This is a genomic window from Caldimonas tepidiphila (assembly GCF_003569765.1).
GTDB classification, from domain to species: Bacteria; Pseudomonadota; Gammaproteobacteria; order Burkholderiales; family Burkholderiaceae_C; genus Caldimonas; species Caldimonas tepidiphila.
The window spans coordinates 165,432-178,436 of the sequence record NZ_QXMG01000001.1; the positions used below are offsets into that span (position 1 = coordinate 165,432).

At 72.2% G+C, this 13,005-nt stretch carries 11 protein-coding genes; 10 read left to right on the plus strand and 1 reads right to left on the minus strand.

The window, feature by feature from the left end; genetic code table 11:
* The first annotated feature begins 38 nt into the window (after nucleotides 1-38).
* From trmL to D3A59_RS04995, 8 genes are all read left to right on the plus strand, one after another.
* Nucleotides 39-509 carry a tRNA (uridine(34)/cytosine(34)/5-carboxymethylaminomethyluridine(34)-2'-O)-methyltransferase TrmL gene (gene trmL, locus D3A59_RS04960; RefSeq protein ID WP_119153788.1) on the plus strand — a complete coding sequence of 157 codons (471 nt, stop codon included), beginning with the start codon at nucleotides 39-41 and terminating at the stop codon, nucleotides 507-509.
* Between the two features lie 157 nt (nucleotides 510-666).
* On the plus strand, nucleotides 667-1,443 hold the full coding sequence (locus D3A59_RS04965; RefSeq protein ID WP_119153938.1) for an aspartate/glutamate racemase family protein: 777 nt from the start codon (nucleotides 667-669) through the stop codon (nucleotides 1,441-1,443).
* 461 nt (nucleotides 1,444-1,904) lie between these two features.
* Nucleotides 1,905-3,563 (plus strand): ABC transporter substrate-binding protein, encoded by a 1,659-nt coding sequence (locus D3A59_RS04970; protein ID WP_119153789.1) that lies wholly within the window; start codon nucleotides 1,905-1,907, stop codon nucleotides 3,561-3,563.
* A gap of 97 nt (nucleotides 3,564-3,660) precedes the next feature.
* Nucleotides 3,661-4,614 carry an ABC transporter permease gene (locus D3A59_RS04975; protein WP_119153790.1) on the plus strand — a complete coding sequence of 318 codons (954 nt, stop codon included), beginning with the start codon at nucleotides 3,661-3,663 and terminating at the stop codon, nucleotides 4,612-4,614.
* A gap of 13 nt (nucleotides 4,615-4,627) precedes the next feature.
* On the plus strand, nucleotides 4,628-5,521 hold the full coding sequence (locus D3A59_RS04980) for an ABC transporter permease (protein WP_119153791.1): 894 nt from the start codon (nucleotides 4,628-4,630) through the stop codon (nucleotides 5,519-5,521).
* A gap of 1 nt (nucleotide 5,522) precedes the next feature.
* The gene (locus D3A59_RS04985; RefSeq protein ID WP_119153792.1) at nucleotides 5,523-6,605 is read left to right on the plus strand and encodes an ABC transporter ATP-binding protein; all 1,083 of its coding nucleotides are present in this window, start codon (nucleotides 5,523-5,525) and stop codon (nucleotides 6,603-6,605) included.
* Complete coding sequence (locus D3A59_RS04990) at nucleotides 6,602-7,621, plus strand: ABC transporter ATP-binding protein (protein WP_119153793.1); 1,020 nt, start codon at nucleotides 6,602-6,604, stop codon at nucleotides 7,619-7,621. Before D3A59_RS04985 ends, D3A59_RS04990 begins: the two co-directional genes overlap by 4 nt.
* Nucleotides 7,622-7,646: 25 nt before the next feature.
* A complete protein-coding gene (locus D3A59_RS04995) occupies nucleotides 7,647-8,837 on the plus strand; it encodes an amidase (protein ID WP_119153794.1) in 1,191 nt (396 codons plus the stop codon).
* 85 nt (nucleotides 8,838-8,922) lie between these two features.
* Here the strand turns inward: D3A59_RS04995 and D3A59_RS05000 are convergent, their stop codons facing one another.
* Nucleotides 8,923-10,206, minus strand: coding sequence for a Zn-dependent hydrolase (locus D3A59_RS05000; RefSeq protein WP_119153795.1), 1,284 nt, complete (start codon nucleotides 10,204-10,206; stop codon nucleotides 8,923-8,925).
* Between the two features lie 110 nt (nucleotides 10,207-10,316).
* On the opposite strand from D3A59_RS05000, the gene D3A59_RS05005 reads away from it, so the two are divergent.
* Both D3A59_RS05005 and D3A59_RS05010 read left to right on the plus strand, forming a co-directional pair.
* On the plus strand, nucleotides 10,317-11,030 hold the full coding sequence (locus D3A59_RS05005) for a GntR family transcriptional regulator (RefSeq protein ID WP_119153796.1): 714 nt from the start codon (nucleotides 10,317-10,319) through the stop codon (nucleotides 11,028-11,030).
* A 125-nt stretch (nucleotides 11,031-11,155) separates the two neighbouring features.
* Entirely contained in the window at nucleotides 11,156-12,982 is a 1,827-nt protein-coding gene (locus D3A59_RS05010; RefSeq protein WP_119153797.1) for a putative nucleotidyltransferase substrate binding domain-containing protein, read from the plus strand.
* Nucleotides 12,983-13,005 lie beyond the last annotated feature (23 nt).

The following is a 13,005-nucleotide window of genomic DNA, read 5'->3' on the forward strand; positions in this document are numbered from 1 at the left end:
CCGATAATCGCGCCCGCCCTCTTCCCCCCTGCACCGCCATGTTCCGCATCGTCCTCGTCGAACCCGAAATCCCGCCCAACACCGGCAACGTGATCCGCCTGGCGGCCAACACCGGCTGCGAGCTGCACCTGATCGAGCCGCTCGGCTTCTCGATGGACGACAAGCACATGCGCCGCGCCGGGCTCGACTACCACGAGTACGCCGACGTGAAGCGCCACGCGAGCTGGGAGGCCTTCATCGATGCCCAGGCGCCGGACGCCGCGCGGCTGTTCGCCTTCACGACGCACGGCAGCCGGCCGTTCTCGGAGGTGGCGTGGCAGCCGGGCGACTGGATGGTGTTCGGCGCCGAGTCGCGCGGCCTCGCGCCGCAGTTGCGCGAGCGCTTCGCGCCGGCGCAGCGCGTGCGCCTGCCGATGCGCCCCGGCCAGCGCAGCCTGAACCTGTCGAATGCGGTCGCGGTGACGGTGTTCGAGGCCTGGCGGCAGAACGGCTACGCTGGCGGCGGCTGACACGAACCCTGTCTGCCCAGCACAGTCCCTGCCCAAAGCGCTCGAAGTGAAGCGCTTGGCGGCGCATCACCGGCTCCTTCCCGCGATCGAATCGTCCGCATACTTGGCAAAGGCCCTCGGTCTCAGGCCCCCTTTGCGGCCCCACTCCTCCATTGCCATGAATCCCCAGCTCCCGACGCTTCTCGTCCTCAACCCGAACACCTCCGCCTCGATCACCGCGCTTCTGCTGGAGCATGCGCGACGGGAGGCGGGCGAGCGGGCCCGCCTGGAAGGCTGCACTGCGCGGCTTGGTGCCCCCTACATCGCCTCCGAAGCCGCCTGCGCGATCGCTGCCCACTCGGCGCTCGATGCCTGGGCCGAGTGGCGTGCCGCCCACCCCGCACCGCAAGGCCTGCTGATCGGCTGCTTCGGCGACCCGGGCCTGTTCGCCTTGCGCGAAGTGTGCGACTGCCCGGTGACGGGCTTGGCCGAAGCGGCCTTCCGGGAGGCGCAGCGCACGTCGGACAACGGGCGGTTCGCCGTCGTCACCGGCGGCGCGGCGTGGGGCCCGATGCTGGACCGCTTGGCTCGAGGCTTGGGTCTGGATGATGCGCTGGCGGGCATCCACACCGTGGCCCCGAGCGGTGCCGCCCTGGCTGCGGACCCGCAATCGGCCCTGCCACTGCTTGCGCAGGCTTGCCGGGATGCGGCGCGGACCACCGGGGCCGGTTCGGTGATCCTGGGAGGCGCCGGGCTGGCCGGCATGGCGGCGCGCATCCGGGACCAGGTCCCGGTTCCGATCGTGGACAGCGTCGAGGCGGGCGTGCGGGCCGCCCTGGTCGCATCACGAAGCACACCCGGCCTCGTTGCAGGCATGCACGCGAAGAGTGAACTGCACCCCGGCGACTGGTCAGGCCTCGGACCGGCCCTGGCCCGCTGCCTCAGCGGTTCGTGAGGAAAGACGGCGCCCTACCAAGGGGCGTCCGAGGTGAGGGGCGGCGCGTGCATGGCGACCAGGCCCGCCCGCAGCCCTGAGGATCTCCGCCTTACGCCCGGCACCGAGCCGCGGGCACTGCCAGGTCCGGCCGCATGGATTCGGTGCATTGCATACAACTTTGGTGCATGCCCGGGCCCTCCATGGTGTGCACCCGACTCGAACACCCCCTCGATCCCCGCCTTTCCCCCTGCGTTTTTCCTCGACTCTCCTGGGGGAAGGCCTGCATCCACGCCCGCAAATCACCTCCAGAGCGGCGGGCACTGGCATATCAATTGCATACAAACCGCCCCGTGCATGACGAGAGCCATGCCGAGTCGCCCGAGGCGCCGCGGGGCACGCGAGCCGGGGCTTGTCCTCACCGGCGGGCTGCAGTGCCCGGCCTTGATTTGCCAGGAGTCGAGATGAAACGATACGAGCGGATGGCTCGCACATTCCCCCGGGCCCTCGGGGGCGCCTTGGTCGCCGGCGCCCTGTGCACGGTCGCAGCCACGCCCGCCCTGGCGCAGGAGAAGGTCCTGCGCATCGGCATGACCGCCGCCGACATCCCGCGCACGCTCGGCCAGCCCGACCAGGGCTTCGAGGGCAACCGCTTCACCGGCATCCCGATGTACGACGCGCTCACGCACTGGGACCTCTCCAAGGCCGATGCACCGAGCGTGGTGGTGCCGGGCCTGGCGCTGTCCTGGGCGGTGGACGCCAAGGACAAGACCAAGTGGGTGTTCAAGCTGCGCCCGGGCGTGAAGTTCCATGACGGCTCCGAGTTCGACGCCGACGCGGTGGTCTGGAACGTCCGCAAGGTGCTCGACAAGGACGCACCGCACTTCGACGCGAGCCAGGTCGGCGTGACCGCCTCGCGCATGCCCACGCTGCGCAGCGCCCGCAAGATCGACAAGCTCACTGTCGAGCTCGTCACCTCCGAGCCTGACTCCTTCCTGCCGCTGAACCTGACCAACCTGTTCATGGCCTCGCCGGCGCACTGGGAGGCCAAGCTCAAGGCGGTGCCGGCCGGCGTCACCGACCCGGCCGAGCGCGCCAAGCAGGCCTGGGCCGCCTTCGCGGCCGACGCCTCGGGCAGCGGCCCGTTCAGGATGGCCCGCTTCGTGCCGCGCGAGCGGCTGGAGCTCGTCGCCAACAAGGCCTACTGGGATCCGAAGCGCACGCCGAAGATCGACCGCGTCGTGATGCTGCCGATGCCCGAGGCCAATGCCCGCACCGCGGCGCTGCTGTCCGGCCAGGTGGACTGGATCGAGGCGCCGGCACCCGACGCGATGCCGCAGATCACCCAGCGCGGCTTCAGGATCCACAGCAACGCGCAGCCGCACGTCTGGCCCTGGCAGTTCTCCTTCGCCGAGAACTCGCCCTGGCGCGACAAGCGCGTGCGCCACGCCGCCAACCTGTGCGTGGACCGCGAGGGCCTCAAGCAGATGCTCGGCGGCATGATGGCGGTCCCCAAGGGCACGGTGCCGCCCGGCCATCCCTGGTGGGGCAACCCGAAGTTCGACATCCGCTACGACGTGGCCGCCGCGCGCAAGCTGATGGCCGAGGCCGGCTACTCCGCCGCCAAGCCGATGAAGGCCAAGGTGCAGATCTCGGCCTCGGGCTCGGGCCAGATGCAGCCGCTGCCGATGAACGAGTTCGTGCAGCAGTCGCTCAAGCAGTGCCACATCGACATCGAGTTCGACGTGCTGGAGTGGAACACGCTGTTCACGAACTGGCGCCGCGGTGCCAAGGATGCGAGCGCCAACGGCTCGCACGCGATCAACGTGAGCTACGGCGCGATGGACCCGTTCTTCGCGATGGTGCGCTTCACCAGCACCAAGACCTTCCCGCCGGTGTCGAACAACTGGGGCTACTTCGGCAACGACGAGTTCGACAAGCTGATCGCCGACGCGCGCAACACCTTCGAGGACAAGGCGCGCGACGCGGCGCTGGCCCGGCTGCACGCCCGCATCGTCGAGGAGGCGCCCTTCCTGTGGGTGGCTCACGACGTGGGACCGCGCGCGATGAGCGCCAAGGTCAAGAACGTGGTGCAGCCGCGCAGCTGGTTCATCGACATCGCCCCGATGACGATGGACTGACCTCCTCGGGGGGCCGGGCCGCGTGCACCGCGACAGCCCGGCCCCGCGAGCCGGGCCGCCCCCCGCGGCGGCCGCTTCACTTCGGGGATGCACCCGCATGCTGATCTTCCTCCTGCGCCGGCTGCTCTACACGCTGCCGATCATGTTCGGCGTCGCGCTCGTGTGCTTCGCGCTCGTGCACCTCGCGCCGGGCGACCCGCTGGTCTCCATCCTGCCGCCGGACGCCTCGGCGGAGCTGCAGGCGCAGCTCCTGCAGCTCTACGGCTTCGACCGCTCCTACCCCGAGCAATTCCTCCACTGGGTCTGGCGCGCCCTGCAGGGCGACCTCGGCACCTCGATCGCCAGCGGCCGCCCCGTCGCCGCCGAGGTGGGCAACGCGGTGATCAACACGCTGCGCCTGGCGGTGCTGGCCACGCTCATCGGCTTCGTCTTCGGCAGCCTGTTCGGCTTCGTCGCCGGCTACTTCCAGAACTCCTGGATCGACAAGGCCGCGTCGCTGACCTCGGTGCTCGGCGTGAGCGTGCCGCACTACTGGCTCGGCATGGTGCTCGTGATCGTCTTCTCCAGCCAGCTGATGTGGCTGCCGCCCGGCGGCGCCGGCCCCGGCGGCTCGAGCGACTGGGCCTGGGACGCGGAGCACCTCAGGCACATGCTGCTGCCCGCGATCACGATGAGCGTGATCCCGATGGGCATCATCGCCCGCACGGTGCGCGCGCTGGTGGCCGAGATCCTGACGCAGGAGTTCGTCGTCGGCCTGCGCGCCAAGGGCCTCACCGACTTCGGCGTGTTCCGCCACGTGGTCAAGAACGCCGCGCCCACGGCGCTGGCAGTGATGGGGCTGCAGCTCGGTTACCTGCTGGGCGGCTCGATCCTGATCGAGACCGTCTTCTCCTGGCCCGGCACCGGCTTCCTGCTGAACTCGGCGATCTTCCAGCGCGACCTGCCGCTGCTGCAGGGAACGATCCTGGTGCTGGCGGTGTTCTTCGTGCTGCTGAACCTGGTGGTGGACGTGATCCAGACCCTGCTGGACCCGCGCATCACGCGCGCCTGAAAGGAAAACCGAGATGTTGAACGTGGCAGTCAATCCCGCCAAGGTGCCGGCGCTGCGCTTCGAGCGCTCGCCCGGCTACTGGCAGACGGTCGCGCGGCGCCTGCTGCGCGACCCGGTGGCGGTCAGCGCGGCCCTGGTGGTGCTGGGCCTGCTGGTGCTGGCGGTGTTCGGGCCCTCGCTGGTGCCGGGCGACCCCTACCAGTCCTCGATGCTCAAGCGGCTCAAGCCGATCGGCTTCGAGGGCCATCTGCTCGGCACCGACGAGCTCGGGCGCGACATGCTCTCGCGCCTGATGGTGGGCGCGCGCCTGTCGCTCTTCATGGGCATCACGCCGGTGGTGTGCGCCTTCGTGATCGGCTCGGTGATCGGCATCGTCGCCGGCTACGCGGGCGGCGCCACCAACACCGTGATCATGCGCACGGTGGACGTGTTCTACGCCTTCCCCTCGGTGCTGCTGGCGATCGCGCTGTCGGGCGCCCTGGGCGCGGGCATCACCAACTCGCTGATCTCGCTGACCATCGTCTTCATCCCGCCGATCGCGCGGGTGGCCGAGAGCGTGACCACCCAGATCCGCGGCCGCGACTTCGTCGATGCGGCCCGCGCCTCGGGGGCGAGCGCCTTCACTATCGTGCGGGTGCACGTGCTGGGCAATGTGCTCGGCCCGATCTTCGTCTACGCGACGAGCCTGATCGCAGTGTCGATGATCCTCGCCTCGGGCCTGAGCTTCCTGGGCCTCGGGGTCAAGCCGCCCGAGCCGGAATGGGGCCTGATGCTCAACACCCTGCGCACCGCGATCTACGTGCAGCCCTGGGTGGCGGCCCTGCCGGGGGCGATGATCTTCGTCACCTCGGTCGCCTTCAACCTGCTGTCCGACGGCCTGCGCTCGGCCATGGAAATCCGGAGCTGACATGCGACTCCCCTCCCCCCCTCCTGGCGCACCGCACGACGAGAACGACGACGTCGGCGGCCCGGCCCAGCCCCTGCTGGCGATCCGCGGCCTGGCCAAGCACTTCCCGCTCAAGAAGGACATGTTCGGCCGCGGCGGCGGCGTGGTGCGCGCGGTCGATGGCGTGAGCTTCGACGTGCTCAAGGGCGAGACGCTCGGCGTCGTGGGCGAGTCGGGCTGCGGCAAGTCCACCACCGCGCGGCTGCTGATGCAGCTCACCCCACCCGACCGAGGCGAGATCGTCTTCGACGGGCGCACGGTCGGCGGCCGGGAGCTCAGCCTCAAGGGCTTCCGGCGCCAGGCGCAGATGGTGTTCCAGGACAGCTACGCCTCGCTCAACCCGCGGCTGACGATCGAGGACTCGGTCGCCTTCGCGCCGCAGGTGCACGGCATGCCCCGCGCCGAGGCGGTGGAGCGCGCGCGCGACCTGCTCGCCCGCGTGGGCCTGGAGCCCCGGCGCTTCGCCGAGCGCTACCCGCACGAGCTCTCGGGCGGGCAGCGCCAGCGCGTCAACATCGCCCGGGCGCTGGCGCTGCACCCGCGCCTGATCGTGCTGGACGAGGCGGTCTCGGCGCTGGACAAGTCGGTCGAGGCGCAGGTGCTGAACCTGCTGCTCGACCTGAAGGAGGAGTTCGGCCTGACCTACGTCTTCATCAGCCACGATCTCCACGTCGTGCGCCACATGTCCGACCGGGTGATGGTGATGTACCTCGGCCAGGTGGTCGAGATCGGCGACAGCGAGTCGCTCTTCGAGTCGCCGCGCCACCCCTACACCCGCGCGCTGCTGTCCTCGGTGCCCTCGATGGACCCGGACCGCCGCACCGAGGCGCCGCCGCTGGCGGGCGACCCGCCCAACCCGATCGACCCGCCGCCGGGCTGCCGCTTCCACACGCGCTGCCCGCATGCGCAGGCCGTGTGCTCGCAGCGCGTGCCCGTGCTGCAGCCCGGCGCGCACGCCGTGGCCTGCCTGATGCACGAGCCGGGCAGCGGCCACTCCGCGGCCCCCGCCGCAGCCCCCGTCCCCAGCGAGAAGGAAGCCGCATGAACACCCCGCACACGAACCCGGCAGACGGCGAGGAGCCCTTCGTCGACATCCGCGATCTGACCGTCACCTTCACCGGCGGGCGCAAGCCGGTGCAGGCCGTCAGCGGCGTGAACCTGCAGGTGCGCCGCGGCGAGGTGGTCGCGCTGATCGGCGAGTCGGGCTCGGGCAAGAGCGTCACGCTGCGCTCGCTGCTGCGGCTGCACCCGGCCCGCCGCACCGCGATGGGCGGCGCGGTGCGGGTCGGCGGGCGCGACGTACTGGCGATGTCGGCCTCCGAGCTGGCGGACTACCGCGGCCGCGTCACCTCGATGATCTTCCAGGAGCCGCTGCTCGCGCTCGACCCGGTCTATCCGGTCGGCGCGCAGATCGTCGAGTCGATCCGCCGGCACGAGGCCGTCCCGCAGGCCGAGGCCCGCTCGCGCGCGCTGGAGCTGTTCGAGCGGGTGCGCATCCCCAGCCCCGAGCGCCGGCTGCAGGCCTACCCGCACGAGATGTCGGGCGGCATGCGCCAGCGCGCGATGATCGCGCTCGCGCTGGCCTGCCGGCCGCAATTGCTGCTGGCCGATGAGCCCACCACCGCGCTCGACGCGACGGTGCAGATCCAGATCCTGCTGCTGCTGCGCGAGCTGCAGCGCGACCTCGGCCTGTCGGTGGTCTTCGTCACGCACGACATCGGCGCCGCCGTCGAGATGGCCGACCGCATCGCGGTGATGTATGCCGGGCGCATCGTCGAGGAGGGCCCGGCGCGCACCCTGATCCGCGAACCGCGCCACCCCTACACCCGCGCGCTGCTCGGCAGCCGCGCCCACGACGCCCTCGCCAAGGGCAGCCGGCTGCCGACCATCGCCGGCTCGCCGCCCGACCTGAGCGCCCTGCCCCCGGGCTGCGCCTTCGCCGAGCGCTGCGCCTTCGCCAACGAGGGCTGCCGCAGCCTGCAGCCGCGGCTCGAGGCGCTCTCGCCCGGGCACCGCGTCAGCTGCCTGCGATTGAACGAGTCCCTGGCCGCCGCCGCCTGACCCCTGTTGCCCCCAGGACCGTCCCATGCCCCTGATCCACGACACGGCGCGCGCCTTCATGCCCTTCCCCGACGCCCCGGTGCCCCATGCGGCCACCGGCCCGCTGTCGGGCCTCGCCTTCGGCGTGAAGGACCTGTTCGACGTCGCCGGCTACCCGACCAGCGCCGGCCAGCCCCTCATGCTGGCGATGTCGGGCATCAAGACCCGCACCGCGCCGAGCGTGCAACGCCTGCTCGACGCCGGGGCGCGCTTCGTCGGCAAGACCGTCACCGACGAGCTCGCCTTCTCGATGAACGGCAACAACGCCCACTTCGGCGTGCCGGTCAACGGCGCCGCGCCGGAGCGCATCGCCGGCGGCTCTTCCTCGGGCTCCGCCGCCGCGGTGTCCGGCGGGCTGTGCGACTTCGCGCTCGGCACCGACACCGGCGGCTCGGTGCGCGCGCCGGCCAGCCACTGCGGGCTGCTGGGGCTGCGCCCGACCCACGGCCGGGTGAGCCTCGAAGGCGCGCACGACCTCGCGCCCAGTCTCGACACCTGCGGCTGGTTCGCGCGCGACGTGGCGACCTTCGCCCGCGTGGCGAACGTGCTGCTCGGGGAGGACGCCGCGCCGCTGCCCGAGCGCGTGCGCCTGCTCGCACCGGCCGACGTCTGGGGCCTGCTTGCGCCGCCGGTGCGGGAGGCCCTGGCCGGGCCGCGCGAGCGCGTCGAGGCGGTGCTGGGCCGCGCGGCCCCGACCGAGGTGGTGCTGGAGAGCTTCGACGCGATGTACTGGAGCTTTCGCCACATCCAGGGCCGCGAGGCCTGGGAAGTGGACGGCGGGTTCATCGAGCGCCTGCAGCCGCCGCTCGGCCCGGGCGTGGCGCAGCGCTTCGCCTGGTCGCGGGGCGTCGGCGACGCGCAGGTGGCCTCGGCCCGGGCCTTCCGCGAAGCCTTCCGGAAACGGCTCGCCGCGATCCTCGGCACCGACGGCGTGCTGCTGATGCCGACGATGCCCGACATCGCCCCGCGGCTCGACGAGGACGAGGCGTCGCTCGAGGACTACCGCAACGGCTCGATCCGCCTGCTGTGCATCGCCGGCCTGAGCGGCTTGCCGCAGCTCTCGCTGCCGCTGGCCTCGCGCCTGGGGGCGCCGCTCGGGCTGTCCCTGCTCGGCCCCGCCGGCAGCGACCGCAGCCTGGTGCGGCTGGCCGGGCGCCTCGCCGCCGCCGGCCGCTGAACCGGGGCCGGATCGCGTGGACGGCTGCCTGCACCGCCCCGCGACGACGCGGCCGCCCCTCGCGGGAGCGCCGCGCCGCCGTCCCTCAGTCCGCCACGCCGGCCTGCGCGAGCATCGCGTGCAGCAGCACGGTGGCCCCGGCGGCCAGGTCCGCGGGCCGCGCGTCCTCGAGCTCGTTGTGCGAGATCCCGTCCTTGCAGGGCACGAATATCATGGCCGTCGGCGCCGTGCGCGCCACGTAGACCGCGTCATGCCCCGCACCGCTCACCACATCCATCCGGGTCAGACCCGCGTCCTCCGCCCCCTGGCGGACGAGCCCCACCAGCCTCTCGTCGAAGGCCTGCGGGGGAAAGCAGACCACCTGCTCCACCTCGATGGACACCTCCGGGCACGACAGCGCCCGCACCGCCTCGCGCAGCGCCGCATCCATGCGGGCCAGGCCCGCCTCGTCCGCGTGGCGCAGGTCCACCGTGAAACGCACCCGGCCCGGGATCACGTTGCGCGAGCTCGGGAACACGTCCACGCAGCCCACCGTGCCGCGGCCGTGGGGCTGCTCGGCCAGCGCGATCTCGCGCACCTTCTGCATCAGCGCGGCAGCCGGCAGCAGCGCGTCGCGGCGCAGCCCCATCGGCGTGGGGCCGGCATGCGCCTCCATGCCGCGCACGGTCACGTCGTACCAGCGCTGGCCCAGCGCGGCGGTGACCACGCCGATCGTCACGCCCGCGTCCTCCAGCACCGGGCCCTGCTCGATGTGGGCCTCGAAGTAGGCACCGAAGCGGGGCGCGCCATCGGCCACCGCGGCGGGCGCCGCACCGTCGTGGCCGAGCTCGCGCAGGGCCTGCCGGACCGTGACGCCGCCCGCGTCGGCGGCCGCCAGCGCATGCTCCAGCGGGAAGGCGCCGGCATGGACGCCCGAGCCCATCATCACCGGCACGAAGCGCGAGCCCTCCTCGTTGGTCCACACCGCCACCTCCAGCGGCGCGCGGGTGCGGATGCCGGCGTCGTCGAGCGCCTGCAGCACCTCCAGGCCGGCGAGGACACCGTAGTTGCCATCGAACCTGCCGCCGGTGGGCTGGGTGTCGATGTGGCTGCCGGTGCCCACTGCGGGCAGGCTCTCGTCCGTGCCCGGGCGGCGCGCGAAGATGTTGCCGATCGCGTCGATGCGCACCGTGCAGCCGAGCTCGCGGGCCCAGCGGATGAAGAGTTCGCGGGCCTGGCCGTCGAGCCCGGTCAGGGCAAGGCGGCAGACGCCGCCCTTGTCGGTGGCGCCGATGCGGGCGAGCGCCATCAGCCGCGCCCAGAGGCGATCGGCGTCGATGCGGGGCGCGCGCAGGGGTTCGCGCAGGGAGTCGGGGGCTGCAAGTGTCATCGCGTTGGGGGGTGGGACTCGCCACGCGCGCCCACCCGGGTGATCCGAGTGAAGGAAGGCGCTGCGGCACGCAAGCGGTGTGCCAGTCGGCGGCCGCAAGGAAAGGGAAGATGAGCACGCGAAACAGGGAAGCGCCCGTGGAGGAGGGGGCCCAGACCGCCACGGACCGGGTCTACGCCGGCATCTACCGGGCGGTGCTGGAGCGCCGGCTCGTGCCGGGAGAGTGGCTGCGCGAGGAGGAGCTGGCGGGGATCTTCGGCGTGTCGCGCACCGTGGTGCGCCAGGCCCTGAACCGCCTCGCCCAGAACCAGATCGTCGAGCTGCTGCACAACCGCGGGGCCCGCGTGCCCCAGCCCCGCTTCGAGGAGGCCAAGCACGTCTTCGAGGCGCGCCAGGTGGTGGAGTGCCAGATCGCGCGCCAGCTCGCCGGCCGGCTCGACGCGGCCCAGCTCGAGCAGCTGCGCTCGCTGGCCGAGGCGGAGGCGGCGGCCGAGGCGCGCGGCGACCGGGTCGCCACGGCCTGCCTGTCGGGGGAGTTCCACCGCGAGCTCGCCTGCATGCATGGCAACCCCGTCTTCCTGCGCCTGCTCGACACCCTGCTGCCCACCACCTCGATGCTGATGGCGATGAAGGAGGACGACACTTCCGTGTGCCGGGCCCACCGCCACACGGACCTGATCCGGGCCCTGGCCGACACCCCGGCCGCGGCCGCGGCCGAGATGCGCCGACACCTCGCGGAGCTCGAGCGCTCGCTCACCACCGCCCGCAGCCAGCCGCGGCCGCTGCGCGATGCGTTTGCCGCGTACCGCGAGGCCGGGGACTGACGAGCGCGCTTGCTGCGCTCGCACAAGCGGGCTGCAAGGCGACGCCGGAACAATCGCTGCACGAGGCGGGGGTGGCGGGGCCGTAAGCCCCCTTCCCGGCCTGCCCCGAGCCAAGGATCCCCCGCATGCCCGCCGCCTTCAACTTCTCGGCCTCGCCCTTCGACTGCCTCGACGCCGCCGAGCGCCAGCTCGTGCGCGACCATGTCGACATCGCCGAGTTCCGCGAGGGCGAGACGGTGCTCGGCGAGGGCATGGCGCCCGCGCACCTGTACGTGCTGATCGAGGGCCACGTGAGGCAGTTCGAGGGCGAGGAGCCGCTGGCGATCTACGGCCCCGACGACTGCTTCGACGGCCGCGCGCTGATGGCCGGGCGCGTCAGCGGCCGCTTCGTCGCCGCCGACGAGGTGCGGGCTCACCGGCTCGACAAGGACGCGGTGACGCGGCTGATCTGCGGCAACGCGACCTTCGGCGCGCTGCTGTTCGCCGACCTGTCGGGCAAGCTCGGCGCGATCTCCGGGTGGCAGGGCCAGCACGAGATGCAGTCGCTGACGATGGCGCGCGTCGGGCAGGCGGTGGTGCGGCCGGCGCATTTCGTCGACGCGTCCACCGACATCGTCTCGGTCGTGAAGCTCTTCCAGGCGCAGCGCACCACCCACGTGCTGGTGCGCGACACGCGCAGCGAGCCGCCGCGGCTGGGCATCTTCACCACCACCGGGCTGCAGCGCGCCATCCTCGGCGGCACGCCGCTGTCGCAGCTGCCGGTGGGCGAGCTCGCGAACTACGCGCTGGTCACGGTGCGCCCGGGCGACCACCTGTTCGACGCGCTCGCGCTGATGATCCGGCACAAGATCCACCGCGTCGTCGTCGCCGAAGGCGGGCACATCCACGGCATCCTCGAGCAGCTCGACCTGCTGAGCTTCCTGTCGAACCACTCCTACCTGATCACGCGGCAGATCCTCGAGGCGCGCGACCTCGCGGAGATCGGTCAGGCGGCGCGGCAGATCACGCGGCTGATCGGCATCCTGCACCGCGGCGGCACCCGGGTCGGGCTGATCGCGCAGCTGGTGCAGGAGCTCAACGCGAAGCTGTTCGAGCGCACCTGGGAGCTGATCGCGCCGCCCGAGCTGCTCGCCAACAGCTGCCTGTTCGTGATGGGCAGCGAGGGCCGCGGCGAGCAGCTGCTGAAGACCGACCAGGACAACGCCCTGGTGCTGCGCGACGGCTGGCAGCCGCCGGCGGACCTGGCCGCGATCTGCGAGCGCTTCTCGCAGGCGCTGATCGACTTCGGCTACCCGGAATGCCCCGGAGGCATCATGGTGCGCAACCCGGTGTGGCGCCTTGCCGCGACGGAGTTCGCGCAGCAGGTGCGCCGCTGGCTGCTGGTGCCGGACGCGCAGAGCCTGATGCGGCTCGCGATCTTCCTCGACGCGCAGCCGGTGAGCGGCGACACCGCGCTGCTCGAGCACGTGCGCGGGCAGCTGCTGCAGCTCGCGGTCGACAACGACGCGGTGCTCGCGCGCTTCGCGTCGGCAGTGCAGATGTTCCCCGAGGGCGGGCACTGGTGGAGCCGGCTGTTCTCGATCGGCGGGCAGCCCCCCGAGCAGCTCGACCTGAAGAAGGCCGGGCTCTTCCCGATCGTGCACGGCGTGCGCAGCCTCGCCTTCGAGCAGCGGGTCGCGGCCACCGGCACCGCCGCGCGCATCGAGGCGCTGGTGGCGGCCGGCCGGCTGCCGGCCGAGCTCGGCACCGACCTGCTCGACAGCCTGCACTTCTTCATGGAGCTGCGCCTGCGCATCGGCCTCGACGCGCTGGAGACGGGCCGCAGCGCAGGCAGCGGGATCGACCTGCACCAGCTCGGCAGCCTCGAGCGCGACCTGCTGAAGGACACGCTCGGCGTCGTCAAGCGCTTCAAGGCGCTGCTGCAGCGGCACTTCCGCCTCGACGCGCTGTGAGCGCCGGCGCGCCGCGCGGGCTG

Excerpts from the sequence above, each read along its gene's own strand:
- trmL (WP_119153788.1), top strand. The coding sequence starts at position 39 with ATGTTCCGCATCGTCCTCGTCGAACCCGAAATCCCGCCCAACACCGGC.
- D3A59_RS04965 (WP_119153938.1), top strand. The coding sequence starts at position 667 with ATGAATCCCCAGCTCCCGACGCTTCTCGTCCTCAACCCGAACACCTCC.
- D3A59_RS04970 (WP_119153789.1), top strand. The coding sequence starts at position 1,905 with ATGGCTCGCACATTCCCCCGGGCCCTCGGGGGCGCCTTGGTCGCCGGC.
- D3A59_RS04975 (WP_119153790.1), top strand. The coding sequence starts at position 3,661 with ATGCTGATCTTCCTCCTGCGCCGGCTGCTCTACACGCTGCCGATCATG.
- D3A59_RS04980 (WP_119153791.1), top strand. The coding sequence starts at position 4,628 with ATGTTGAACGTGGCAGTCAATCCCGCCAAGGTGCCGGCGCTGCGCTTC.
- D3A59_RS04985 (WP_119153792.1), top strand. The coding sequence starts at position 5,523 with ATGCGACTCCCCTCCCCCCCTCCTGGCGCACCGCACGACGAGAACGAC.
- D3A59_RS04990 (WP_119153793.1), top strand. The coding sequence starts at position 6,602 with ATGAACACCCCGCACACGAACCCGGCAGACGGCGAGGAGCCCTTCGTC.
- D3A59_RS04995 (WP_119153794.1), top strand. The coding sequence starts at position 7,647 with ATGCCCCTGATCCACGACACGGCGCGCGCCTTCATGCCCTTCCCCGAC.
- D3A59_RS05000 (WP_119153795.1), bottom strand. The coding sequence starts at position 10,206 with ATGACACTTGCAGCCCCCGACTCCCTGCGCGAACCCCTGCGCGCGCCC.
- D3A59_RS05005 (WP_119153796.1), top strand. The coding sequence starts at position 10,317 with ATGAGCACGCGAAACAGGGAAGCGCCCGTGGAGGAGGGGGCCCAGACC.
- D3A59_RS05010 (WP_119153797.1), top strand. The coding sequence starts at position 11,156 with ATGCCCGCCGCCTTCAACTTCTCGGCCTCGCCCTTCGACTGCCTCGAC.